This is a genomic window from Collimonas silvisoli (genome assembly GCF_018305005.1).
GTDB lineage: Bacteria > Pseudomonadota > Gammaproteobacteria > Burkholderiales > Burkholderiaceae_D > Collimonas > Collimonas silvisoli.
Window position 1 is genome coordinate 44,114 of the sequence record NZ_JAGQEG010000004.1, and the last position, 24,152, is coordinate 68,265.

At 59.4% G+C, this 24,152-nt stretch carries 20 protein-coding genes; 11 read left to right on the forward strand and 9 right to left on the reverse strand.

Features of this window, described 5'->3' with window-relative positions:
- The first annotated feature begins 163 nt into the window (after positions 1-163).
- The 8 genes from KHU33_RS01675 to KHU33_RS01710 all read left to right on the forward strand — a co-directional run bounded on the left by KHU33_RS01675 (position 164) and on the right by KHU33_RS01710 (position 10,508).
- Positions 164-1,237, forward strand: a complete 1,074-nt coding sequence (locus tag KHU33_RS01675; protein WP_211460772.1) for a LacI family DNA-binding transcriptional regulator — start codon at positions 164-166, stop codon at positions 1,235-1,237.
- Positions 1,238-1,423: 186 nt separating this feature from the next.
- On the forward strand, positions 1,424-2,779 hold the full coding sequence (gudD, locus tag KHU33_RS01680; protein WP_211460773.1) for a glucarate dehydratase: 1,356 nt from the start codon (positions 1,424-1,426) through the stop codon (positions 2,777-2,779).
- 89 nt (positions 2,780-2,868) lie between these two features.
- Positions 2,869-3,759, forward strand: a complete 891-nt coding sequence (locus tag KHU33_RS01685) for an SMP-30/gluconolactonase/LRE family protein (RefSeq protein WP_211460774.1) — start codon at positions 2,869-2,871, stop codon at positions 3,757-3,759.
- Positions 3,756-4,541, forward strand: coding sequence for an NAD-dependent epimerase/dehydratase family protein (locus tag KHU33_RS01690; RefSeq protein WP_211460775.1), 786 nt, complete (start codon positions 3,756-3,758; stop codon positions 4,539-4,541). The genes KHU33_RS01685 and KHU33_RS01690 overlap by 4 nt, the downstream gene beginning before the upstream one ends.
- On the forward strand, positions 4,538-5,494 hold the full coding sequence (locus KHU33_RS01695) for an aldose epimerase family protein (protein WP_211460776.1): 957 nt from the start codon (positions 4,538-4,540) through the stop codon (positions 5,492-5,494). The genes KHU33_RS01690 and KHU33_RS01695 overlap by 4 nt, the downstream gene beginning before the upstream one ends.
- 44 nt (positions 5,495-5,538) lie before the next feature.
- Positions 5,539-6,849, forward strand: a complete 1,311-nt coding sequence (locus KHU33_RS01700; protein WP_211460777.1) for an MFS transporter — start codon at positions 5,539-5,541, stop codon at positions 6,847-6,849.
- Positions 6,839-9,310, forward strand: coding sequence for a glycoside hydrolase family 31 protein (locus KHU33_RS01705; RefSeq protein ID WP_211460778.1), 2,472 nt, complete (start codon positions 6,839-6,841; stop codon positions 9,308-9,310). The genes KHU33_RS01700 and KHU33_RS01705 overlap by 11 nt, the downstream gene beginning before the upstream one ends.
- A 16-nt stretch (positions 9,311-9,326) precedes the next feature.
- Positions 9,327-10,508, forward strand: a complete 1,182-nt coding sequence (locus KHU33_RS01710) for a porin (protein WP_211460779.1) — start codon at positions 9,327-9,329, stop codon at positions 10,506-10,508.
- A 36-nt stretch (positions 10,509-10,544) separates the two neighbouring features.
- On the opposite strand, the gene glcF is transcribed toward KHU33_RS01710, so the two are convergent.
- The 5 genes from glcF to KHU33_RS01735 form a co-directional block, all read right to left on the reverse strand.
- Positions 10,545-11,783 (reverse strand): glycolate oxidase subunit GlcF, encoded by a 1,239-nt coding sequence (gene glcF / locus KHU33_RS01715; RefSeq protein ID WP_211460780.1) that lies wholly within the window; start codon positions 11,781-11,783, stop codon positions 10,545-10,547.
- A gap of 36 nt (positions 11,784-11,819) precedes the next feature.
- Complete coding sequence (gene glcE, locus KHU33_RS01720; protein WP_211460781.1) at positions 11,820-12,893, reverse strand: glycolate oxidase subunit GlcE; 1,074 nt, start codon at positions 12,891-12,893, stop codon at positions 11,820-11,822.
- A 17-nt stretch (positions 12,894-12,910) separates the two neighbouring features.
- Positions 12,911-14,422 carry an FAD-linked oxidase C-terminal domain-containing protein gene (locus tag KHU33_RS01725; protein WP_211460782.1) on the reverse strand — a complete coding sequence of 504 codons (1,512 nt, stop codon included), beginning with the start codon at positions 14,420-14,422 and terminating at the stop codon, positions 12,911-12,913.
- A 164-nt stretch (positions 14,423-14,586) separates the two neighbouring features.
- Positions 14,587-15,474, reverse strand: coding sequence for a LysR substrate-binding domain-containing protein (locus KHU33_RS01730; protein ID WP_211460813.1), 888 nt, complete (start codon positions 15,472-15,474; stop codon positions 14,587-14,589).
- A 50-nt stretch (positions 15,475-15,524) separates the two neighbouring features.
- Positions 15,525-16,934, reverse strand: a complete 1,410-nt coding sequence (locus tag KHU33_RS01735; protein ID WP_211460783.1) for an FAD-binding oxidoreductase — start codon at positions 16,932-16,934, stop codon at positions 15,525-15,527.
- A 95-nt stretch (positions 16,935-17,029) separates the two neighbouring features.
- Between KHU33_RS01735 and KHU33_RS01740 the strand changes: the two genes are divergently transcribed.
- A complete protein-coding gene (locus KHU33_RS01740; RefSeq protein ID WP_211460784.1) occupies positions 17,030-17,587 on the forward strand; it encodes a cob(I)yrinic acid a,c-diamide adenosyltransferase in 558 nt (185 codons plus the stop codon).
- Between the two features lie 53 nt (positions 17,588-17,640).
- Here the strand turns inward: KHU33_RS01740 and folE2 are convergent, their stop codons facing one another.
- The 4 genes from folE2 to KHU33_RS01760 all read right to left on the reverse strand — a co-directional run bounded on the left by folE2 (position 17,641) and on the right by KHU33_RS01760 (position 21,666).
- Positions 17,641-18,465: a GTP cyclohydrolase FolE2 gene (folE2, locus tag KHU33_RS01745; protein WP_211460785.1), complete on the reverse strand. Its 825-nt coding sequence runs from the start codon at positions 18,463-18,465 to the stop codon at positions 17,641-17,643.
- A gap of 121 nt (positions 18,466-18,586) precedes the next feature.
- Positions 18,587-20,458, reverse strand: a complete 1,872-nt coding sequence (gene dxs / locus KHU33_RS01750) for a 1-deoxy-D-xylulose-5-phosphate synthase (protein ID WP_211460786.1) — start codon at positions 20,456-20,458, stop codon at positions 18,587-18,589.
- Positions 20,459-20,464: 6 nt separating this feature from the next.
- Positions 20,465-21,403: a polyprenyl synthetase family protein gene (locus KHU33_RS01755; RefSeq protein ID WP_211460787.1), complete on the reverse strand. Its 939-nt coding sequence runs from the start codon at positions 21,401-21,403 to the stop codon at positions 20,465-20,467.
- Entirely contained in the window at positions 21,400-21,666 is a 267-nt protein-coding gene (locus KHU33_RS01760) for an exodeoxyribonuclease VII small subunit (protein ID WP_211460788.1), read from the reverse strand. Before KHU33_RS01760 ends, KHU33_RS01755 begins: the two co-directional genes overlap by 4 nt.
- Before the next feature lie 233 nt (positions 21,667-21,899).
- On the opposite strand from KHU33_RS01760, the gene KHU33_RS01765 reads away from it, so the two are divergent.
- Positions 21,900-23,003, forward strand: a complete 1,104-nt coding sequence (locus tag KHU33_RS01765) for an aromatic ring-hydroxylating oxygenase subunit alpha (protein WP_211460789.1) — start codon at positions 21,900-21,902, stop codon at positions 23,001-23,003.
- Between the two features lie 144 nt (positions 23,004-23,147).
- Positions 23,148-24,107 carry a DMT family transporter gene (locus KHU33_RS01770; protein ID WP_230413994.1) on the forward strand — a complete coding sequence of 320 codons (960 nt, stop codon included), beginning with the start codon at positions 23,148-23,150 and terminating at the stop codon, positions 24,105-24,107.
- The last annotated feature ends 45 nt before the right edge of the window (positions 24,108-24,152 follow it).

A 24,152-nucleotide genomic window follows, 5' to 3' on the forward strand; every position in this document is an offset into this window, starting at 1 on the left:
GTCCCGTGCGTATTTTCAAAGATTTTTATTATGATTGGAATTCCGCAGCATAGGGAAAATCCAGTCCGGATTGTAGCGGACTAATCCCACCCGACGCGACAGATTTGCATGGTAATTCGCAAAATGGTAACGGTATCATTTTCATTGGTGTTAAAATTTCACAATGGAAAAAGAAACCCTGCTGAATTCAGTCGTTGCCGATGTCACGGCCCGCCGCAAAGGCGGCCGCAAAACCGGCGGCTTTACCTTGCGCGACGTGGCCAAATTGGCCGGCGTGGCGCCGATCACGGCTTCGCGCGCGCTGAACACGCCGGATGCAGTTTCCTCCAAGGTGCTGCAGAAAGTCCAGGCCGCGGTACAGCAAACCGGCTACGTGCCAAACCTGCTCGCGGGTGCGCTGGCGTCACAGAAAAGCCGCCTGGTTGCGGCGGTGGTTCCCACCCTGTCCGGCCCGATGTTCCTGGAGACCGTGGAATCGCTGACCGATACCCTGGCCGCAGCGGGCTATCAGGTCATGCTGGGCCAGAGCGGTTATGAAAATTCGCGCGAGGACGCCCTGCTCGACGCCATCATCGGCCGCCGGCCCGACGGCATCGTGCTGACCGGCATCAACCGTTCGGCGCAGGCACGCCGGCGCTTGCTGGCGAGCGGCATTCCGGTGGTCGAAACCTGGGATCTGACGCCTACCCCGGTAGACATGCTGGTTGGCTTTTCCCATGAAAAAATCGGCATCGCGGTGGCGCAATACCTCCATGCTGCCGGCCGCCGCCGGGTTGCCGCTATCGGCGCCAACGACGACCGCAGCCGGCGCCGCATCAGCGCTTTTTCCAAAGAAGCAATCCGGCTCGGCATGGCGTCGGCGCAAGTAAGCGACATTCCCTCCTGCGAAGTAGCCGCGCCCACCACGATAGGCAACGGCCGCAGCGGGCTGAAAAAATTGCTGGCGCATACACCCGATATCGACGCTGTGTTTTGCAGCTCTGACATGCTGGCGCTTGGCGTCATGATTGAAGCGCAAGCCAGCGGCATCGCCATTCCAGGAAAGCTGGCGGTGATCGGCCTGGGTGACCTGGGTTTTTCACGCGATCTGCAGCCGCCGCTAACCACGGTGCGCATCGACGGCACGCTAATCGGCAGCACCGCTGCGCGCTTCATCATCGCCCGCTCCGAAGGCAAAAGCGTCGCCGAACCGGTCTGCGACATCGGCTTCACCATCATAGAGCGCGCCAGCGTTTAACCCCCTCGTTTCAAAAATAAGCGTTGACAGTCAAAAATGGGACCGCTACCATTTGAATTGGTAGCGGTCCCATTTTGTGAAAATCCGGATCCAAAACCATGCCAAGCGCGGCCGTTCGCGGCAATGCGACGCGAATGCCGGCAGCATCACCCGAGTCCATATCCACTTAGCCACAGGCAGCCTTACATGACATCATCGAGCACGCAGCTTCCGGTACCGAGTACCCCCCTCATCGTCGACATGCGCGTGGTGCCTGTCGCCGGGCGCGACAGCATGCTGCTCAATCTGAGCGGCGCGCACGGCCCCTATTTCACGCGCAACATCGTGATCCTCACCGACAACGCCGGCAATACCGGTGTCGGTGAAGTGCCCGGCGGCGAACGCATCCGGCAAACGCTCGAAGATGCCCGCCCGCTGCTGCTTGGCAAGGCCATCGGCAACTATCAGGCTGTTCTGAACAGTGCCCGCACGGCATTCAGCGACCGCGACGCCGGCGGCCGCGGCTTGCAGACTTTCGATCTGCGCATCGCGATCCATGCAGTGACGGCGCTCGAAGCCGCGCTGCTCGACCTGCTGGGAAAATTCCTCGGGGTGCCGGTAGCGGCCTTACTGGGCGAAGGCCAGCAACGCGAGGCTGTGAAGATGCTGGGTTACCTGTTTTACATTGGCGATCGCACAGCCACCGACCTGCCTTACACCAGCGAACCGGACGCCGGCGACGACTGGCTACGCCTGCGCCATCAGCCGGCGCTCGACGCCAAAGCGGTGGTGGCACTGGCGGAAGCTGCCTATCGACGCTACGGCTTCAACGATTTCAAGCTCAAGGGCGGCGTGCTGCGCGGGGAAGATGAAATGGAAGCCGTGACGGCGCTGGCGGAGCGTTTCCCGCAAGCCCGCATTACGCTCGATCCGAATGGCGGCTGGCTGCTCAAGGATGCAATCCGCCTGTGCCGCGACCAGCATGCCGTGCTGGCTTATGCCGAAGATCCATGCGGCGCCGAGAACGGTTTTTCCGGACGCGAAGTCATGGCGGAATTCAGGCGGGCGACCGGCTTGCAGACCGCCACCAACATGATCGCGACCGACTGGCGTGAAATGGGCCACGCGATCCAGCTGCAATCGGTCGACATTCCGCTGGCCGATCCGCATTTCTGGACCATGCAGGGTTCGGTCCGCGTGGCGCAAATGTGCCATGAATGGGGGCTGACCTGGGGCTCTCACTCCAACAATCATTTCGACATCTCGCTGGCGATGTTTACGCACGTGGCGGCAGCCGCGCCCGGCAGCATCACCGCCATCGATACCCACTGGATCTGGCAGGATGGCCAGCGCCTGACCAAGGAGCCGCTGCAAATCGTCGACGGCATGGTAAACGTGCCGAAAAAACCCGGTCTCGGCATCGAGCTCGACCTGGCCGAACTGGATGCCGCGCATCAGCTGTATCGCGGCATGGGGCTGGGCGCGCGCGATGATGCCATCGCCATGCAATATCTGATCCCCGGCTGGAAATTCGACAACAAGAAGCCCTGCCTGCTGCGCTGAAACAGCAGCCGGCAGCAGCAAACCCAGGAAGCCCGCATCATGCCAGCCCGTATGCCCATCCATCGCATGACCAGCAATGAGGTAGCACCATGATTCAGCAATTTGATTATCCTGTGCGCGTGATCCGCTCCGGGGGCGCAATCGTCGGCGAGTCGCCGGTGTGGTCGCAACGTGAGCGGGCCTTGTACTGGGTGGATATCCTTAAGCCCGCACTGTATCGCTTCGATCCCCTCTCGGGGCGACACAGCAGTTGGGATGCGCCCGCCGCCATCGGCTCGATCGGCCTGGCAAAGAACGGCAAGATTGTCGCCGCATTGCGCAGCGGCTTTCACTGGTTTGATCCGGCCGACGCCAGCTGGACCCTGATTGCGCATCCGGAGCCGCATATTCCGCACAACCGTCTCAACGACGGCAAGACCGGACCGGACGGCGCGTTCTGGGCCGGCACCATGGACGACCGCGCCGACAAGCAAGCCTGCGCCTCGCTGTACCGGCTGGCGCCGGATGGCAGCGTCCGCGCCTGCGGCAACGACCTGGTGGTATCGAATGGCCTGGCATGGAGCCCTGACGGCCGCACCATGTATCACTCGGATTCGCGCAGGGCGGTGATCTATCGCTATGATTTCGACGTCGCCAGCGGCACACTCGGCCCGCGCCAGGTGTTTGTGCAGATGCAGCCGGAATGGGGCCGCCCGGACGGCGGCGCAGTCGATGCCGACGGCTGTTACTGGGGCTGCGGCATCGCTGCCGGACGCATCAACAAGTTTTCGCCGCAAGGCCGGCTGCTGGGATACCTGCCGCTGCCGGTTTCGCGCCCGACCATGTGCGCCTTCGGCGATGCCGATCTGAAAACGTTGTACGTCACCTCGCTCACCGAAAACATGAGCGCCGCAGAACTGGCGCGGGAGCCGCTGGCCGGCGCACTGTTTGCGGTCAGCATGCCGGTGGCGGGCACGCCTGTTGCGGAGTTCGGGATATGAAAACCATCGTTCTCACCGGCGCCGCCGGCAATATCGGCAAGGTCCTCCGGCAGCAATGGTCGGATGGACGTTATCGGCTGCGGCTCAACGACATCAAGCCGCTTGGTCCGATTGCCGCACATGAAACGCTGCATACAGGCGATCTGCGCGATGCCGCTTTTTGCGCAGAGCTGCTGGAAGGTGCGGACGCGGTGGTGCACATGGCCGGCATCGGCACCGATCTCGAACTTGATCTGCTGATCGAACACAACCTGAAAGCCCTGCTCAGCCTGTATCAAGCCGCCCGTACACATGCGGTCCGTGTGATCTACGCCAGTTCCAACCATGCTATCGGCATGTATGACACGGAAACCGAGATCGACGAGCACGCCGCAGTTCGGCCGGACAGCCTCTACGGCGTCAGCAAGGTCTGGGGCGAAGCCATCGCCCGGCTGTATTACGACAAGCATGGCGTCGAGTCGGTTTGCCTGCGCATCGGCTCGTTCGAGGCTGAGCCGTTTGAGCGGCGTCATTTGCATACCTGGCTGTCGCACTCCGATATGCAACACTTGGCCGAATGCTGCATTGAAGCGCCACACACCGGATTTCAAATCATGTATGGCGTGTCGGCCAATACGCGCCGCTGGTGGCAGCAGAACGACAATCCTATCGGCTATCAACCGCAAAGCAACGCGGAAGATTTTGCCGGACGGATCGCTGGCATTCCGAGCAGAGGCGGCCCGCTGGCCGAGCAGTTCCAGGGCGGTGGCTTCGCTGCGGCGGGCTACTCTGCAAACAAATGAGGACACTCCTGCTGTCGCCCGAAATCAAGCTGAGCAAAGGCGGATGGCAGCTAACGCTCTCGCCTTCTGCCGGCGGCCGGATCACGTCGCTTAGCTCGTCGCATGCCGGCCAGATGATTGACTGGATCGTTCCTATGCCGGAGCAATGCCGCCAGCAAGGCTTCCCTGCAAGCGCATGGCCCAAGGCCGGCATCTATCCTTTGCTGCCGTTTTCCAATCGCATCCGGAACGGGAAAATTTCCTGGGAAGGCCTGGAACTTTCCTTGCCGCTGCATCAGGGTGAACGGCACGCCATGCATGGTTTCGGCCACACCGCTGAATGGGAGTTGCTGGACTGCGACGGCAACAGCGCAGAGATGCTGTACAGCCATGCGCCAGGCGACAGCGGCTGGCCTTGGGCTTTCCAGGCAAAACAAAAGATCGTGCTGGACGCCGGCTCACTCAGCATGAAGCTGGAGCTCGGCAATCTCAGCCATGATGCGCTGCCGCCCATGCCGCTAGGCGCCGGCTTTCATCCCTACTTCCCGCGGCGCTTCGCACAGCATGTTGCTTTTGACGCTCAGCAGCTGTGGCGCGCCGACGCAGAGCATGTCGCAACCGGGGTTGCCGAAGTGCCCGCACGACACGACTATCGTTCCGCGCGCGCGATTGCATCAGACGAAGAACTGACGCTCTACTACGGCGGCTGGAAACGGCAAGCCGGCATGGCTGACATCCACGGCAATCGCATCGCGATATCGGCATCGCCGTTGTTGTCGCACCTGGTATTGCATGCGCCGGCAGCACGCGATTACCTTTGCGTCGAGCCAGTGACGCACGTCACCGACGCCATCAACCTGGCGCAAGCCGGGTTTTCCGGCACCGGCCTGCAGCGCCTTCCCTGCGGCCACACGTTCAGCTGCGATATCCGGCTGGATTTTTTTGATGTAACCGCAGTTACGAAATCACCATAACGCCGCTCCGGCATCACTTATAAAAACTAACCGAGACAACAAATATGAAACGCATCAAAGGTCTACGCTGGTGGATTATTGCCCTTGTATGTTTTGGCACGATCCTGAATTACATTTCGCGCAATTCGCTAGGCGTGCTGGCAGATACGCTGAAGCACGACCTGGACTTCACCACCAAGGAGTACTCGTATGTGGTCGCAGCCTTCCAGGTCGCCTACACAATCATGCAGCCGGTGTGCGGCTATATCATTGATTTTCTCGGCCTGAAAATCGGCTTTGCCCTGTTCGCCGCTGCCTGGTCGGTGGTGGGCATGCTGCATGGCTTCGCCACCGGCTGGATCTCGCTGGCATTCTTCCGCAGCCTGCTCGGCCTGACCGAAGCGGCGGCGATTCCGGCAGGCATAAAGGCCGTTTCGGAATGGTTTCCCAAACAGGAACGCTCGGTGGCGGTAGGCTATTTCAATGCCGGCACCTCCATGGGGGCGGTGCTCGCACCGGTGCTGGTGGCGTGGCTGCTGTACCGGCATAGCTGGCAAGCGGCGTTTATTGTGACCGGAGCATTGGGCTTCATCTTTGCCGGCTTGTGGTTCTTCTTCTACCGCGCCCCTAATGACCATCCTAACCTGTCTGAGACAGAACGCGGCCATATCCTGTCCGGCCAGGAAAGCATCGCCGAAAGTCAGACACATGCAAAACCATCCGTCAAGGCTATCGTCAGGACTCGCCGTTTCTGGGGCATTGCGCTCACCCGCTTCCTGGCTGAGCCGGCCTGGCAAACCTTCAATTTCTGGATTCCGCTGTACTTCATGTCAGTGCGCGGCATGAATCTCAAGGAGTTCGCCATTTTCGGCTGGATGCCGTTCTTTGCCGCCGACATGGGCGGCATCCTGGGCGGCTATCTGTCGCCGTTCCTGATGAAGCATTTCAAGCTCAGGCTGGTCAACTCGCGCATCGCCGGCATCGCCACCGGCGCGCTGCTGATGACCAGCGTCGGCTTTGTCGGCTATGTAGAGAGTCCCTATACGGCGATCGCCCTGTTCTGCATCGGCGGCTTCGCCCATCAAATGATTTCCGGCCTGGTCAACACCATGACTACCGACGTCTTCAACACCCGCGAAGTCGGTACCGCAAACGGCCTGACCGGCATGATCAGCTGGATTGGCGGCCTCTCGTTTTCACTGCTGATCGGGCAACTGGCGGAATCAATCGGCTATACCCCGTTGTTTGCTGCATTGGGCATGTTTGACGTAGTGGGAGCCACCATCCTGTTCCTGCTGTATCGCGGCTACAAGGACAACAGCGCCGCAGCGTCCGGAAACAGAACCGAGAACCTTGGAGATTTGCATGTCGGTTAACCATATTCCTGAATTTCACCTGGCAGAAGAAAACGGTGCAACATTGACGCTGAAAAGCGCCGACGGCCACGTCGCTCATATCTTCGTGCTGGAACAAGACATCGTCCGCGTCATGGTGTTGCCGGGTGCGCAGCTGCAATTCCCGCGCACCTGGGCGATCGCTCCCGGCACTCAGCAGCTACCGTTGGAGGGACGTGAACGCTTCTCGCTTGCAGGCTTTTCCCTGCCCGACTACACCCTCAGAAACCTGGACGGCGCCTTACAGATACAAACTGGACAGATCCGCCTGACGGTGCAGCTGAAAGGCCTGTTCTGCAGCTGGGAAACCCGTCCAGCCGGCGAGTGGCAAGAACTGGCACGTGACCGCAGCACGCAAGCCGTCAATTTCGGCTACTGGGATGACAAGGTCTATCACTACCTGAAGCGCGACGCCCGGGACGAGATGTATTTCGGCCTCGGCGAACGCAGCGGCGACACCAACCGCCACGGCCGCAGCTACTCCCTGAAAACCATCGATGCGATGGGTTACAACGCCAGCAGCACCGACGCCTTGTACAAGCACATTCCGTTCTACATCACCTGGAGCAAGCGTCAACGAGCTGCCTTCGGCCTGTTCTACGACACCTTGTCCGAAGGCAAGCTCGACATGGGCTGCGAGCTCGACAATTATCATGGCCACTACCGCTACTTCGTCGCTGACCATGGTGATCTGGATTATTACTTCATCGCCGGCGACAGCATGGAACAGGTAGTGCAGCGTTATACCTGGATGACCGGCAAGCCGGCATTCACGCCAAAATGGGGGTTGGGTTACTCCGGCTCGACCATGACGTATACCGACGAGCCGAACGCACAGGAAAAGATGAATGAATTCCTGGTCAACTGCGAACAGCACGACATGCTGTGCGAATCATTTCACCTGTCGTCGGGCTACACCTCCATCGCCAACAAGCGCTACGTATTCAACTGGAACCGCGACAAGTTTCCCGATCCGAAGGCCTTTGCCCAGCATTACCTGGATCATGGCGTGCACCTGTGCGCCAACATCAAGCCTTGTTTGCTGCAGGATCATCCACGCTTCAGCGAAGCCGAGAGCCTGAACCTGTTCATCAAGAACCAGTATGGCAAGCCGGAAATAGTGCAGTTCTGGGACGAGGTCGGCGCCTATCTGGATTTCACCAATCCCGACACCATCGCCTGGTGGAAACGGGCGGTGACCACATCACTGCTGGAATACGGCATCACCAGCACCTGGAATGACAACAATGAATTCCAGGTCTTGAATCCGCAAGCCACTGCCCACGGCTTCGGCCAGCGTTTCAAGGCGGTCGAAGCCAAGGGTTTGCAAACCCTGTTGATGATGGCGGCTTCGCAGGAAGCGCAGATCGAATTCGCGCCAGGCAACCGGCCTTACCTGGTGTCGCGCTCCGGCGCCGCAGGCATGCAGCGCTATGTGCAGACTTGGTCGGGCGACAACTACACCTCGTGGCAAACGCTCAAGTACAACATCAAGATGGGCCTGGGCCTGGCCATCTCCGGCGTGTCCAACACCGGACACGACGTCGGCGGCTTCAGCGGCCCGGCGCCCGGTCCGGAACTGCTGCTGCGCTGGGTCCAGTTCGGCATTTTCATGCCACGCTTTTCAATCCACTCCTGGAACGACGACAAGACCGTCAACGAAGCCTGGATGTATCCCGAAATTACCGGCACCATCCGCAACCTGCTCAAGCTGCGCGCCTGCCTGACGCCGTATTTCTACGATCTGCTGTGGCGCTATCACCAGCACTACGAACCGATGATCAAGCCGACATTCATGGCTTTTCCCCGCGATCCGAAGTGCTTTGAAGAGAACGACGACATGCTGGTCGGATCCAGTCTATTGCTGGCGGCAGTGGTTGAGCCGGGTCAAACCAGCCGCAACGTCTATCTTCCCGCCGGTGCCGGTTGGTACGACTTCTGGAGCGGCGCGCATCATCAGGGCGGACAAGAGATCGTATTGCCTGCGGCCGGCGAACAACCGCCGCTACTGGCGCGCGCGGGCAGCGCCATCGCCATCAATGTCGCTGAGCAGCACTTCAACCAGGCCGCGCACCAGCAAGGCTTCATGGTTTTCCCGCATCAACGGGATGGCAGTTTCGAAACAGAATTCTTCGACGATGACGGCGACAGCAATGCCTACCTGGACGGCAAGAGCAGCCTGTGGAAAATCCGCGTGCAAAGCAATGCGGAGGCGCTGGACATCGATTTTGAATGCGCAGGCGTCCAGCCGACATCCGACCTGGTCACCCTGCTGCTGCCGCAGCACGAAACGCGCCAGGTCGTACTAAGCGCCGCCGCCGTCCTGGGCGACGCCATCGTCAATCAACGGCGTGAAATCCAGTTGAAAATCAAGCTGCAATCCGATCCGAATTTACCCATCAAACAAAAGATCGTCAGCATTCTGAAGCAATTCAATAAGTAAAACTCAAGGAGGAGACATGAAAAACGCAACACTGAAATTATTGCTGGCTACGACCTCGCTGACCGGCGCTGCCTATACCCAGGCTCAAACCAGTGTCACGATTTACGGCACGGCTGACGCGGCAATCGTTTATTCAAGCAATCAGCGCGGCAATTCAAACACCTATATGAACAGCGGCAATCTGAATGCCAGCAAACTGGGCTTCACCGGCGGCGAAGACCTGGGCGGTGGCAGCAAGGCGATTTTCACGCTGGAACAAGGCTTCAGTATCAACACCGGGGCCCAGAGCGACGCCAGCAAAGCCTTCAACCGCCAGGCCTTCGTCGGCCTGAACGACGCCAGGTACGGCACGTTTACCCTCGGCCGCCAGTACACGCCTTATTGGCGCTACGTCGGCGGACTCGGGCCGACCGGTGTGCTGACCGGCGCTACCGGCGCCCATCCTGGCGATCTCGACGGTCTCGACACCACCATCAGGATCAACAATTCCCTGGTGTACGCAACGCCCGTGATTGCAGGCTTCCAGGCCAGCGCCCTGTACGGCTTTGGCGGAAACGCCGGCGCCATCAGCTCCGGCAATTCCACCAGCGCGGCACTGCGTTATGACTACAGCGCGATGAGCGTAGCCCTAGGCTATCTGAAGCTGAACAATAACAATCTCAAAGGCTTTGCGCAGTGGGACCCTAACGTCACCTCGGGCAGCTACGCGCAATCGCCGGTCAATGCTGGCTATGCCTCGGCGAAATCGGTGCAAATGATTGCCGCCGCAGCGCGCTATAGCGTTTCGGGCAATCTGATGCTGGGAATGAATTTTTCCAATGTTCAGTTGACACCGGGAGCGGCTTCGCTGTTCACGCACCAGGCCACCTTCAATACCGCCGGCCTGATCTCGACCTATAAGCTGACAACGGCGACGACATTGGCAGCCGGCTATAGCTATACGCGTGAAGCGGCGGCGAACGGCATCAGCGATCCGGCGCGCTACCAGCAGTTTTCGCTTGAACAGACCTATGATTTTTCCAAGCGGACGGCGCTCTACTTCCTGCAGGCTTATCAGAAAGCGCGTGGAAAAACCCTGGGTGCCAACGGCGTGACGCCGGTCAACGCAGTCGCCGTCGTCGGCGATTCGCAGAACGGCTCACCGTCTTCCAACGGCAAGCAATTTGTCGCCGTGGTCGGGATCCGCCATCAGTTCTAGTTGAAAGCGGCATTCGACCCGGAATCAGGCTGCTGGTCAGGACGACAGCGCCTGATCGAGCAACTCTATCCAATGCCTGACCGGCGTTTGCGTGCCCGATTGCAAATGTGTCAGGCAACCGATATTGGCGGAGACGATCACGTCCGGCTGTAGTGCCTGCAAATTGTTCAGTTTGTTGTCGCGCAAACGGTAGGACAACTCCGGCTGCAATACCGAATAAGTTCCGGCGGAACCGCAACACAAATGACTGTCGGCGCATAGTTGCACATCGACGCCGACGCTGCGCAGAAGACCTTCCACCTTGCCGCGAATTTGCTGGCCGTGCTGCAAGGTGCAGGGCGGATGATAGGCCACCCGCTGAGGAAATTTCCCATGCAGTTTCTTCTGCAATTCCACCTCGAAGGCCGGCAGGATTTCGCTCAAATCCTTGGTCAGCGCTGAAATGGCTTTTGCCTTCACGGCATATGCCGGATCGGCAGCCAGCATATGCCCGTACTCCTTGACTGTAACGCCGCAGCCGGAGGCGGTCATGACGATCGCTTCGACGCCCTCGCCGTTGCTGCCGATCACGTACGGCCACCATGCATCGATATTGCGGCGCATATCGTCTAGGCCGCCACTCTGATCGTTCAGGTGATAACGAATCGCACCGCAGCAACCCGCGTTGGGCGCTATCAGCAATTGCACGCCGAGTGCATCGAAGACGCGTGCGGCGGCGTGGTTGATATTTGGCGCCATCGCAGGCTGTACGCAGCCATCCAGCAGCAGCATCTTGCGCGCATGCTGGCGACTCGGCAAAGAACCTGCATCCTGCTTTTCCGGAACCTTGTTTTTCAATTTACGCGGCAGCAAAGGCCGTAGCAATTGTCCCGCCGCCATGGCCGGCTTGAACAGCCACGGGCGTGGCAGGAATTCTTTCAACAGCTTGCGCGTGAGCTGCTGGCCGGCCGGCCGCGGCACCTGATCTTCGACCACCTTACGGCCGATATCGAGCAAGCGGCCGTATTGAACGCCGGAAGGACAAGTCGATTCGCAATTGCGGCAAGTCAGGCAGCGGTCCAGATGCAATTGCGTCTTGGCCGTTGCCGGAGTTCCTTCCAATACCTGCTTGATCAGATAAATACGGCCGCGCGGACCATCCAGCTCATCGCCCAGCAATTGATAAGTCGGGCAGGTGGCGGTGCAAAATCCGCAATGCACGCAGGCGCGCAGAATCGCATCGGCCTCCTTGCCGGCGCGGGTATCTTTGATGAAATCGGCTAGATTGGTTTGCATGGCTTGCTGCGCTATAGGTTGATTTGGTGGTTCGGCTTAGAACTCTGGATACATGCGGCCGATATTGAATATCGCCGACGGATCGAAGCTGGCTTTCAAACGCCGATGAATTTGCGCCACCGCGGGGGCCAGTGGATGGAACACGCCTACACCTTTGTCACCGCCGCGATACAGGCTCGCGTGGCCGCCGGCGGCGGCCGCCGCGCTGCGGATGGTCTGAGCATCGGCTTCAGTGAATAGCCAGCGTTGCGCTCCGCCCCATTCGATCAACATCTCGCCAGGCAACGCCAACGGTGCTGTGGTCGACGGCAGCGACAGCCGCCACAAGGGTTTCTGCGTCGATACTGGCGCAAAAAATGCATGTGTCTGCTCACGCACCGCCTGCCAGAAATCGCCAGCATCGGCGACTGCTTCGCCGCCGAGATTTTGTTCGGCTGCGGACACCGCTGCCTGCGCGCCGGACAGGCGCAGCGTCAGCAGACCATCCTGCCAGCAACTGGCTGAAATCGGCAAGGGCAAACCGCCCCATTGGTTAAGGCAGCGCAGCGCCTCGGCTTCGCTCATCGCAAAACGCCGGCTGCTAGTGGCAAACGGGCGCGGCAATACTTTCAGCGACACCTCGAGAATCAAACCCAGGGTACCCAGCGAACCAGCCAGCAAACGCGATACATCGTAGCCGGCGACATTCTTCATGACCTGGCCGCCGAAGTGCAAGATATCTCCCTTGCCGTCCATCAGTACCGCGCCCAGCACAAAATCGCGCAACGCACCAACGGCCTGTCGCGACGGACCGGACAGGCCGCTGGCGACCATGCCGCCGAGCGTGGCGGCACTACCAACATGCGGCGGCTCGAACGCCAGCATTTGCATGTTCTGCGCCAGTAGCGCCTCGATCTCGGCCAGCGGCGTGCCGCAACGTGCGGTAATCACCAGTTCGGTCGGCTCATAATCGATGACGCCGCTGTAGGCGCGCGTATCCAGCAGCTCACCCTGCACTTGCTGGCCATACCAGCTTTTGCTGCCGCCGCCCCGGATTTCCAGCGGATGGTGTTCCGCGCCAGCAGCGATAATTTGCGCCTTCGCCTGCTGTTTGAATAACTCTGCGTCCATATTTTTGTGTCTTTTGATTAGAAGCGAGGCAGATCTGCAAACTTCAATTGCCCGCGCTGAACGTGCATCTTGCCGTACTCGGCGCAGCGTTGCAAAGTCGGAATCGCCTTGTCGGGATTGAGCAAGAATGCCGTATCAAAGGCACGCTTTACGCTGAAGAAAGCCTCGCGCTCCAGCGGCGAAAACTGCACGCACATCGAATTTATTTTTTCAATGCCGACGCCGTGTTCGCCGGTGATGGTACCGCCGACAGCAACGCACAGCTCAAGAATCTCGGCACCGAATTCTTCCGCGCGATGAAATTCGCCCGCCACATTGGCATCGAACAAAATCAGGGGATGCAGATTGCCGTCGCCGGCGTGAAATACATTGGCGCAACGCAGGCCGTATTTGTGTTCCATCTGCTCGATCCCGAGCAGCACCTGCGCCAGGTTCTTGCGTGGAATGGTGCCGTCCATGCAGTAGTAATCGGGAGAAATGCGGCCGGCGGCGGGAAAGGCATTCTTGCGGCCAGACCAGAAACGCAAGCGTTCCTCCTCGGAGCTTGACACTTCGATGCGGGTGGCGCCGCTGGCGTTCAACACCGCGCTCATGCGGCCGATTTCCTCTTCCACTTCTTCGCTGGTGCCATCCGATTCGCATAACAGGATGGCGGCGGCGTCGATGTCGTAACCAGCCTTGACGAAAGGTTCGACCATGCGTGAGCTGGTGCGGTCCATCATCTCCAGGCCGGCAGGAATAATGCCGGCGGCAATCACATTGGCGACCGCATTGCCGCTCTTCACGACGTCGTCGAAGGAAGCCATGATGACGCGCGCCGCTTGCGGCTTGGGAATCAGCTTGACCGTGACCTCGGTGACCACGCCCAGCATGCCTTCCGAGCCGATGAAGACCGCCAGCAGATCGAAGCCCGGCGCGTCCAGCGCGCCGTTGCCGAGTTCGACTATCTCGCCTTCGATGGTCACCATCCTCACCCGCAACACGTTGTGCACCGTCAGGCCGTATTTCAGGCAATGCACGCCGCCGGAATTCTCGGCGACGTTGCCGCCTATGGTGCAAGCGATCTGCGACGACGGGTCCGGCGCGTAATACAAATCGTGCGCGGCCGCGGCTTCCGAAATGGCCAGGTTGCGCACGCCCGGCTGCACCACGGCAGTCCGGGCATACGGGTCGAGTTTGACGATGCGGGTAAATTTAGCTGTGGACAAGACCACGCCGTCGGCGATCGGCAGGGCGCCGCCCGACAAGCCGGTGCCGGCGCCGCGCGGCACGATCGGCACCTTGAGGTCGCGGCAAGTCTTGAGGATCGCAACCACCTGCGCCTCGTTCTCCGGCAGCGCCACTACCATCGGCGCCTGCCGATAGGCGGCCAGGCCGTCGCATTCGTAGGGCCGGGTATCTTCAAGATTGGATAACAGCGCCTGTTCCGGCAGCAGCTTGCGCAATGCGCTGACAACCTGTTGTTGACGGGCCGGACTAAAGGCGGATTCAGCGGCGGCTGAAGCAAGCGCTGAAGTAAGCGAATTCATGCTGTTTTCCCATAACTGACGGCTATCGAACTGAATGATTTCTGTAGTCGAGTATAACGATATTGCGTTTTTTACAGAATGATTTCCTCTGGATCCCGCTTGAAAAGCTTGCACCGCGCAGATGAAATATTTTCAGGCCGCAGGCCGCTATCGGGCAATCTGTCTCAAATACGGCTGAAAGTATCTTTCATCCACTCGATAAACGTCGTCACTTCCGGCCGCTCCTGCGGCTTCTGCTGATACACCAGGTAATAGGCATGCGGCGGCGAGGTCAGGCTGATATCGAACAATTGCACCACCTCTCCTTGCGCAATCATTTGCTGAGCAAAATGTTTGCGGGTCAGGCCAACGCCATGGCCATATCGCACCAGCTCCAGCAACAGCCCGAGATCGTCGGCGCGCAAGCCGGAAGAAGGTTCCGGCCAGTCCAGGCCGGCAGCCTGGAACCATGGCTGCCAAGGCTCCAGCGCCGAGCGCAACAAGCTTGCCTTGCGCAAATCGGCTGGCTTGTTCAGCGGGCCGATCTGTTTCAGATACTCGGAGCTGGCGACGGCAAAGGTCGGCTCTTCGAATAATTTTTCGGTAGTGGTATTCGGATATTTGCCAGCGCCGAAACGCACTTCAAGATCGCTCTCGGTCAAACTCAAATCATACAGCGGCACCGACAAGAATATCTCGATCACAATCTCAGGGTGCTGACTGGCAAACCCGTGCAGATGCGGAATCAGCAACTGGCGGGCAAAAGTCGGCGGCGCGGTGATCTTGACGCGTGGCTGCACCTGGGCGTTACGCTGCGGCAGCGGGAATTCAGTCAAGGTGCGCAAGGCGCTGCACACCACGTCCAGATAACGGTGGCCGAATTCCGATAAAGCGACTACCCTGCCCTCGCGCGAAAACAAGCGTTCGCCGACAAAGTCTTCCAGCAAACGAATCCGGTGCGATAGCGCCGACGGCGTAATGCATAACTCATCGGCCGCCAGCGCAAACGAACGATGGCGCGCCGCGGCTTCAAACGCGGATAAGGCATGCACTGGCGGCAGGCGATTGACCAAAGGAGTTTTACTCGGCATTTTTCGCGGCAAATTGAGGAGATGGGCTGGGCTTACCACCGGATTATCTTTCCGGGATTCATGATGTTCTTCGGATCGAAAGCATGCTTCAGCGCACGCATGGTGGCAATCGCTTCGACGCCATGTTCTTCGATCAGGAAATCGATTTTGTGCAGGCCGACCCCATGCTCGCCGGTACAAGTGCCATCCATGCCGATGGCGCGGCTCACCATCCGCGCATTGACGCCCTCGGCGCGCGCGATATCGGCGGCATCGTCCGGATCGACCAGCATCTGCACATGAAAATTGCCATCGCCGACGTGGCCGATGATCGAATACACCATGCCGTTCGCCTCGCAATCGGCTTTGGTTTCGAGAATGCATTCGGCCAGGCGTGAGATCGGTACGCAGCAATCGGTTGAAATCGCGCGGCTGCCGGGACGCAGTTGCAGCAAGGCGAAATAGGCGTTGTGGCGCGCCGTCCATAAGCGCGAACGATCTTCCGGGCGGATAGCCCATTCGAAGCCGCTGGCGTGATGCTCAGCCACCACCGCCTGCACCAGCTCGGCCTGCTCCTTGACGCCATTCTCGCTGCCGTGGAATTCAAACAGCAGCAACGGTTGCTCCGGCAGCGCCAGCTTGGAATGTGCATTGATCGCTCTGACGCCGTTTTCATCCAGCAGCTCTACCCTTGCCACCGGCACCCCCAGCTGTATGGTCTGGATCACGGCGTTGACGGCGTCGGCGATGTTTTGAAACGAACATACCGCGGCCGAGATGGCTTCCGGTTGCGGATAGAGCTTGACGGTCACTTCGGTAATCACGCCCAACGTGCCTTCGCTGCCGACAAAAATGCGCGTCAGGTCGTAGCCTGCGGCTGATTTTTTGGCGCGGGTTCCGGTCTTGATGATGCGGCCGTCAGCGGTCACCACCGTCAACGCCAGCGTGTTTTCGCGCATGCTGCCGTAACGCACGGCGTTGGTGCCGGAGGCGCGGGTCGCCGCCATGCCGCCGATCGTGGCGTCGGCGCCGGGATCGATGGGAAAGAACAGGCCGCTGTCTTTGATTTCGTGATTCAATTGCTTGCGGGTGACGCCGGCCTGCACCGTCGCCGTCAGGTCTTCGGCATGAATCGCCAGCATACGGTTCATGCGCGACAAATCGATGGAAATGCCGCCTTGCAGCGCCAGCACGTGCCCTTCCAGCGAAGTGCCGCTGCCAAAGGGAATTACCGGAACCTGGTATTCGCTGCACAGCTTGACCAGCGCTGCGACCTCTGCGGTCGATTCGGCAAACACCACGGCGTCCGGCGGCATCGGGTCATACGAAGAAGCATCGCGGCCATGATGTTCGCGCATCGCCATGGTGGTCGAGAAACGTTCGCCAAACAGGGCGCCGAGGGCTGCCAGCAAAGCATCCGGCAATGGTTTCTTCAGGGCAGTGAGGTCGCTTTTGTGGTTCATTGGCATGTCTCCTTTTTCCATGAATTTTACTCTGCGGGGCTGGTGTGTGCTGGTGTAAAGTACAAGCACGCCAAATGAAGAGAAAGCAAAAGATCATGGGAAATCGACTTTCAAAGATCGCAACGCGCACCGGCGACAATGGCAGCACCGGCCTGGGCGACGGCAGCCGCACGGACAAGGACAGCCTGCGGATCCAGGCTATCGGCGATATCGACGAGCTCAATTCGCAGCTGGGCCTTTTACTGTGTGACAAACTGGATGCGGTGCTGCGCGAAACATTGCTGTCGATACAACACGATCTGTTCGACCTGGGCGGCGAACTGTGCATCCCCGGCTACACCCTGATCAGCGAGGCACAGGTAGCGCGGCTCGACCGTTTGCTGGAAAAATACAATGCCGACTTGCCGCCATTGCGCGATTTCATCCTGCCGGGCGGCAGCCATGCCGCGGCGCTGGCGCACGTCTGCCGCACCGTTTGCCGGCGTGCGGAACGCAGCATAGTCAGCTTGGGCAAGAGCGAGACGGTGAGCGAAGCGCTACGGCAGTATGTGAATCGCTTGTCGGATTTGCTGTTCGTGCTGTCGCGGGTGTTGAACCGGGCGGATGGCGGCAGTGACGTGTTGTGGCAGAAGGATAGATTGCGGGACGTTTAAAACAAAACGAAGTTGCTTGCTGCGCTTATTTCTTACCTCTTATTTCTTACGTCTTATCGGCCACGCTTATCGTGTTCGATCAATGCATAGGCCGAATGATTGTGGATCGATTCGAAGTTTTCCGCTTCCAGCACATACGCGAGCACACGCGGCTCATTGTTCAGAGCCACCGCCACATCGCGCACCAGGTCTTCCACAAATTTTGGATTTTCGTAAGCCCGTTCGGTAACGTATTTTTCATCCGGGCGCTTCAGCAAGCCGAACAATTCGCACGATGCCTGCGCTTCGATGCGGGCGATCAGTTCGTCGACCATGATCTCGCCGTCCAGCACCGCATTGACGGTAATGTGCGAGCGCTGGTTGTGCGCACCGTAGGCTGAAATCTGCTTCGAGCAAGGGCACAGGCTGGTTACCGGCACCAGCACTTTCAAGCTCACTTCCAGCACGCCCTGATTGATCTCGCCGGTCAGGCCCACTTCGTAATCCATCAAGCTCTGCACGCCGGAAACCGGCGCCGTCTTGTTGATGAAATACGGGAAAGTCAGTTCGATGCGGCCGCGTTCGGCATCCAGCAAGCTGACCATCTTGCGCATCAGTTGGCCAAACGAGGCGACGTTGAGCGGCCCGTCCAGTCCTTCCAGCAGCGCGATGAAACGCGACATGTGGGTGCCCTTCTGCTGTTCCGGCAGATGCACATACATATTCCAAGTGCCGATGGTCGGCTGGGCTGAAGCACCACCGGCACCGCCAGCTGCGGCGGTACGCACCGTCACCGGATAGCGCACCCCTTTTACACCGACCCGCTGAATCGCCAGACGGCGGGTGTCGACGCTGCTTTGCACGTCAGGAATGGTCAGATTGCGGTCACGAGTATTCATTGATGCTTACCTTTGAATGAACGTAGGGCGGGCACAAGCTGCCCGCGCGGATGCCAGTTGCGCTGCTACCGCGTGGGCCTGCGTGGGCCGCGTGTGGACATTACATGCCCACCCTACTCGGTTAATTTTGATTGACGACCAGACGTGGCTGATCCTTGCCGAACCGCTGGCGTATCGAGGCGGCGATACCTTCTGCATTCAAGCCGCACTGCGCCAACAACTGGCTCACATCGCCATGGTCTATAAATCGGTCTGGCAAACCCAGATGCAAGAGCGGCTTGACACATCCTGCCGCCGCCAGCGCTTCCGCCACCGCGGCGCCAGCGCCGCCCATGATGCAGCCCTCTTCCACGGTGACCAGCGCATCGTGGGTTTTTGCCAGTTCCAGCACCAGATCGATATCCAGCGGTTTGATGAAACGCATATTGGCAACGCTGGCGTCCAGCAACTCGCCGGCCGCCAGGCTTGGCGCCAGCATCGAGCCGAACGCCAGGATCGCCACGTTCCGGCCTTGGCGCTTGATTTCGCCTTTACCGAGAGGCAATGTAGTCAGTTCCTTGGCGATGGCCGCGCCGACGCCGGCGCCGCGCGGATAACGCACCGCCGCCGGGCCGTTGTAGTGATACGCGGTGGACAGCATCTGGCGGCATTCGTTTTCATCGGATGCGGCCATCACCACCATATTGGGGATGCAACGCAAATACGCCATATCGTAGTTGCCGGCGTGGGTCGCGCCATCGGCGCCGACCAGGCCGGAACGATCCAGCGCAAATGTCACGTCCAGATTCTGCAAGGCGACGTCGTGGATCAGTTGATCGTAGGCGCGCTGCAGGAAAGTCGAGTAGATCGCCACTACCGGTTTCAAGCCTTCGCAGGCCAGGCCGGCGGCGAAAGTGACCGCATGCTGCTCGGCGATGCCGACGTCGTAGAAGCGTTGCGGGAAACGCTGGGCGAAGGTATCCAGGCCGGAGCCGCCCGACATGGCCGGGGTGATGCCGATCAGCTTGTCGTCTTGCGCCGCCATATCGCACAGCCAATCGCCGAAGACTTGGGTGTAGGTCATCTTGCTGACCGCAGCCGGCTTGATGCCTTCAGCCGGATTGAACTTGCCGGGACCGTGATACAACACCGGATCCGCCTCCGCCAGCTTGTAGCCCTGGCCCTTCTTGGTCACCACATGCAGGAACTGCGGACCCTTCAGGTGCTTCAGGTTTTGCAAGGTCGGGATTAGCGATTCCAGGTCATGGCCGTCGATCGGGCCGATGTAATTGAAACCGAATTCTTCAAACATGGTGGCTGGCACCACCATGCCTTTGGCGTGTTCTTCGAAACGCTTGGCCAGTTGCCGCATCGGCGCCGGCAGGATCGACTTGCCGACATTCTTCGCTTGCGCATAAAACTGGCCCGACATCAGGCGCGCCAGATAGCGGTTCAAGGCGCCTACCGGCGGCGAGATCGACATGTCGTTGTCGTTCAGGATCACCAGCATGTTGATGTCCTCATACACGCCGGCGTTATTCATCGCTTCGAATACCATGCCGGCGGTCATGGCGCCGTCGCCGATTACGGCAATCGCGTGGCGCTCGGTCTCGCCCTTGGTCTTGGCGGCCAGCGCCATGCCCAGCGCGGCTGAAATCGAAGTCGACGAATGGGCGGTGCCGAAGGTGTCGTATTCGCTTTCGCTGCGGCGCGGGAAGCCGGAGATGCCCTTCAGCTGGCGCAGCGTGTGCATGCGGTCGCGGCGGCCGGTCAGGATCTTGTGCGGATAGGTTTGATGGCCGACGTCCCAGACGATCCGGTCCTCGGGCGTATTGAAGACGTAATGCAAGGCAATCGTCAATTCGACCGTACCCAGGTTGGACGACAAATGGCCGCCGGTCTGCGCCACCGACTCGATGACGAATTCGCGCAGCTCATCGGCCAGCGGCTTGAGTTGCGCCCGCGTCAGTTTGCGCAGGTCTGCCGGGCTGTTAATTGTGTTGAGTATTTCCATATAGCCCTAAGCCTTCCGTTGCACGATCAGATCCGCCAGCTCGCGCAGGCGGCTTGCCTTATCCCCAAAGATCGCGAGCGCCTGATGGGCGTCGTTGCGTAATTTTTCTGCCAGCGCCTGCGATTCGGGCAAACCCAGAATCGAGACATAAGTCGGCTTGTTGTCGGCGGCGTCCTTGCCTGCGGTTTTACCCAGCGTCGCGGAATCCGCGGTCGCATCGAGGATATCGTCGACCACTTGAAACGCCAGGCCGATGGCGGCGCCATAGGCTTCCAGCGCCTGAATTTCATTTTGCGCCAGGGTCTTGCCAGCCCATGCTCCCAGCAATACCGAAGCCCGCAACAGGGCGCCGGTTTTCAGCTTGTGCATCTGCTCCAGCTCTGCCAGCGACAGATTCAGGCCGACGCTAGCCAGGTCGATCGCCTGGCCGCCGCACATGCCGAGCGAACCGGAGGCTTGCGCCAGCAGGCGCAGCATGACGATCTGGCGCGCCGCATCGATACTCTCGCCGGCCTCGGCCAGCACTACAAAGGCTTGCGCCTGCAAGGCGTCGCCCACCAGCAGGGCGGTCGCTTCATCGTATTGCACATGGAGCGTCGGCTTGCCGCGACGCAAGGCGTCATCGTCCATGCACGGCATGTCGTCGTGCACCAGCGAATAGGCGTGGATCATTTCAACTGCGGCGGCGGCGCGTTGCGCGATGCCGGCCGGGGCTGCAAACAATTCCCCGGCGGCAAATACCAGCAATGGCCGGACCCGCTTGCCGCCATCCAGCACGGCATAGCGCATGGCTTGGTGGAGCTTGCCCGGGATGCTGGTTGCGGCCGGTAGGAACTGGTCCAGAGCAACCTCCATCTCGGCCTGCACCTGACGCATCCATTCATTGAACGGTTGCAGCGTTGCCTGGCTTGGCGCCAAGGTTTGTAGCTGAGCGGCGGCAGTCATTCATCCGCCCCGCTGCTGTGGTCGTTGAGGGCTTCGCCGGCAAACGGCTTGAGCATGTCGCCTTCCAGCACTTTGACCTGGCTATCGACCTTTTCGAGTTGCACAGCACAAAATTTGACCAGCTCCGATCCTCGTTTATAGGCGGCGACTGATGCTTCCAGCGGCAACTCGCCAGCTTCCATTTGGGCAACCAGTTGCTCCAGCTCGGCCATTGCTTGTTCAAACGTGGCAGGGCTGCTGGTGGAAATCGGATTTTTTGGCATAGTAGCGATAAATAGTTTAGTCCGCTATTTTAGTGCAAACATCTATAACTCGTTGAATTTCGAGGAGTTCAAGCTCTAATCTCTGGATAAACAGTGTAAAACGCCGCCAGATTTTGCATTTTTATGGGATAATCCTTGGTTCTGTCCAAAATTTCCGTTTCATATTACTTGAACACAGGTTTTTGCGGATTCTTTCTCTCTTAGGTTGATACAACACATTTGGGGGTGGAGGGATGTCCGATCTGGCTTCTATTACCAAGCTCGCGCGCTCCGATGCGCAACTTCCGGTCAACGTCTATTTTGACGAAGCGCTGTTAAAGCGCGAAATCCAGCAGCTCTTTCAGAATGGCCCGCGTTACGTCGGCCATGAGCTGATGGTGCCCAACGTCGGCGATTACGCCACGCTGGCTTCTGAAAACGAGGGCCGCATGCTGGTGCGCAATCCGCAGGGGATTGAGCTGATATCCAACGTCTGCCGCCATCGGCAGGCAAAAATGTTCGACGGCCGCGGCAATGCCCGCAACATCGTCTGCCCGCTGCATCGCTGGACTTACGACCTCAAGGGCGAACTGATCGGCGCACCGCATTTCGGCGAGACGCCGTGCATGAACCTGTCCAGAACGCCCTTGCAAAACTGGAACGGCTTGCTGTTCGAGCAAAATGCGTTTCATGTCGGCGAGAAGCTGGCGCAGCTTGGCGTGGCAAAGGATCTCGATTTCAGCGGCTACCTGTTCGATCACGTCGAAGTCCACGAGTGCGATTACAACTGGAAAACCTTTATCGAGGTCTACCTGGAGGATTATCACGTCGAGCCATTCCATCCCGGCCTCGGCAGTTTTGTCAGCTGCGACGATCTGGAATGGCAATTCGGCAAGGATTACAGCGTGCAAACCGTGGGCGTCAATCACGGACTGGCGAAATCCGGCTCGCCGGCCTACAAGAAATGGCAGGAACAGGTTCTCAAGTTCAGCAATGGCCAACCGCCAAAGTTCGGCGCGATCTGGCTGACCTTGTATCCCAACATCATGGTCGAGTGGTATCCCCATGTCCTGGTGGTATCGACGCTGTGGCCGCGCGGCCCGCAAAAGACCACCAATGTGGTGGAGTTTTACTATCCTGAGGAAATCGCGCTGTTTGAACGTGAAATGGTCGAGGCAGAACGTGCGGCCTACATGGAAACCTGTGTCGAAGATGACGAAATTGCACTACGCATGGATGCCGGCCGGCGGATTCTGATGGAGCGCGGCGTCAGTGAAGTGGGGCCGTATCAGTCGCCGATGGAAGACGGCATGCAGCATTTTCACGAGTGGTACCGGAGCCAGCACGGCTTGACCTGAGCATCCTGGATCCGAAAACGGGCCGGAGTTTGTGCGCAGCCGAAGCGCATAAACTCCGGCCCTTTGTCATTATTTAGCACGCCCGGCATGCACTGCCGCCGGAATCAGTCAAAATAGCAGCAACCTTCTCTTCACTGCCGCCCCATGCAATCACTCTGGATGTTGTTCGCTAGTCTCATGTTTTCGATCATGGGAGTCTGCGTCAAGCTCGCTTCCGATCATTACTCCATCGCTGAAATCGTGCTGAGCCGCGGATTGATCGGCATGCTCTTCATCATTGTGCTGGTTCTGCTGAAAGGCGGCACTCTCAAGACGCCCATGCCGCGCCAGCATTTGTGGCGTGGCGTGATCGGCGTGATTGCCTTGTCGATGTGGTTCTATTCCTTCAGCTTGTTGCCGGTTGCCACCGCGACTACCCTCAACTACACCTCGTCGATCTGGCTCGCTGCAATCTTGTTCGGCAGTGCATGGTGGCGCGGCAACAGCCGCTTTGAATGGGGCATGGCGGCCACCATCATGCTCAGCTTCATCGGCGTGATGCTGCTGCTGAGGCCGTCGTTCGACGCGAATCAGACCATGGGCGGCATGATCGCGCTGGCGTCTGGCCTGATCTCGGCCGTGGCTTATCTGCAAGTGCGGCGCCTGGGCACGCTGGGCGAGCCGGAATATCGCGTGGTGTTTTATTTTTCGACGACCAGCGCCATCGCCGGCCTGGCTGGCAGCACCCTGCTGCCCGGTAGCGGCGGCATACCGTTCTGGCATGCGCAAAGCGTGCAAGGCGTGGCCTTGCTGATTGCGCTGAGCCTGTCGGCCACCGTCGCTCAAATGGCCATGACCCGTGCCTACCGCCTTGGCAATCCGCTGTTGACCGCGAACCTGCAATACACCGGCATCGTCTTTTCCAGTATCTGGGGCATCCTGATCTGGCACGACCAGCTCGGCTGGCGGGGCTGGCTTGGCACCGCGGTCATCCTTGTCGGCGGTTTGCTGGCAACGTTTTATAATCAAAGGAAGGCACGTCCGCTACGCCCGTTGCTCACGGAAAAGCCGCTGGTTAATGTCACTAATGCGACCAATGTGACCAATAAGACCGGCAGCGTATGAACCCTGCACTGCATCACTCGACACACACTTTGAAAGAAGGAATGC

What these genes read in the sequence shown, in the direction of transcription:
- glcE (WP_211460781.1), bottom strand. Translation starts at nt 12,893, where the DNA reads ATGGACGCAGAGTTATTCAAACAGCAGGCGAAGGCGCAAATTATCGCT.
- KHU33_RS01705 (WP_211460778.1), top strand. Translation starts at nt 6,839, where the DNA reads ATGTCGGTTAACCATATTCCTGAATTTCACCTGGCAGAAGAAAACGGT.
- KHU33_RS01735 (WP_211460783.1), bottom strand. Translation starts at nt 16,934, where the DNA reads ATGAACCACAAAAGCGACCTCACTGCCCTGAAGAAACCATTGCCGGAT.
- KHU33_RS01685 (WP_211460774.1), top strand. Translation starts at nt 2,869, where the DNA reads ATGATTCAGCAATTTGATTATCCTGTGCGCGTGATCCGCTCCGGGGGC.
- KHU33_RS01755 (WP_211460787.1), bottom strand. Translation starts at nt 21,403, where the DNA reads ATGACTGCCGCCGCTCAGCTACAAACCTTGGCGCCAAGCCAGGCAACG.
- KHU33_RS01695 (WP_211460776.1), top strand. Translation starts at nt 4,538, where the DNA reads ATGAGGACACTCCTGCTGTCGCCCGAAATCAAGCTGAGCAAAGGCGGA.
- folE2 (WP_211460785.1), bottom strand. Translation starts at nt 18,465, where the DNA reads ATGAATACTCGTGACCGCAATCTGACCATTCCTGACGTGCAAAGCAGC.
- KHU33_RS01770 (WP_230413994.1), top strand. Translation starts at nt 23,148, where the DNA reads ATGCAATCACTCTGGATGTTGTTCGCTAGTCTCATGTTTTCGATCATG.
- KHU33_RS01675 (WP_211460772.1), top strand. Translation starts at nt 164, where the DNA reads ATGGAAAAAGAAACCCTGCTGAATTCAGTCGTTGCCGATGTCACGGCC.
- KHU33_RS01690 (WP_211460775.1), top strand. Translation starts at nt 3,756, where the DNA reads ATGAAAACCATCGTTCTCACCGGCGCCGCCGGCAATATCGGCAAGGTC.
- KHU33_RS01760 (WP_211460788.1), bottom strand. Translation starts at nt 21,666, where the DNA reads ATGCCAAAAAATCCGATTTCCACCAGCAGCCCTGCCACGTTTGAACAA.
- gudD (WP_211460773.1), top strand. Translation starts at nt 1,424, where the DNA reads ATGACATCATCGAGCACGCAGCTTCCGGTACCGAGTACCCCCCTCATC.
- KHU33_RS01765 (WP_211460789.1), top strand. Translation starts at nt 21,900, where the DNA reads ATGTCCGATCTGGCTTCTATTACCAAGCTCGCGCGCTCCGATGCGCAA.
- KHU33_RS01710 (WP_211460779.1), top strand. Translation starts at nt 9,327, where the DNA reads ATGAAAAACGCAACACTGAAATTATTGCTGGCTACGACCTCGCTGACC.
- KHU33_RS01740 (WP_211460784.1), top strand. Translation starts at nt 17,030, where the DNA reads ATGGGAAATCGACTTTCAAAGATCGCAACGCGCACCGGCGACAATGGC.
- KHU33_RS01700 (WP_211460777.1), top strand. Translation starts at nt 5,539, where the DNA reads ATGAAACGCATCAAAGGTCTACGCTGGTGGATTATTGCCCTTGTATGT.
- glcF (WP_211460780.1), bottom strand. Translation starts at nt 11,783, where the DNA reads ATGCAAACCAATCTAGCCGATTTCATCAAAGATACCCGCGCCGGCAAG.
- dxs (WP_211460786.1), bottom strand. Translation starts at nt 20,458, where the DNA reads ATGGAAATACTCAACACAATTAACAGCCCGGCAGACCTGCGCAAACTG.
- KHU33_RS01725 (WP_211460782.1), bottom strand. Translation starts at nt 14,422, where the DNA reads ATGAATTCGCTTACTTCAGCGCTTGCTTCAGCCGCCGCTGAATCCGCC.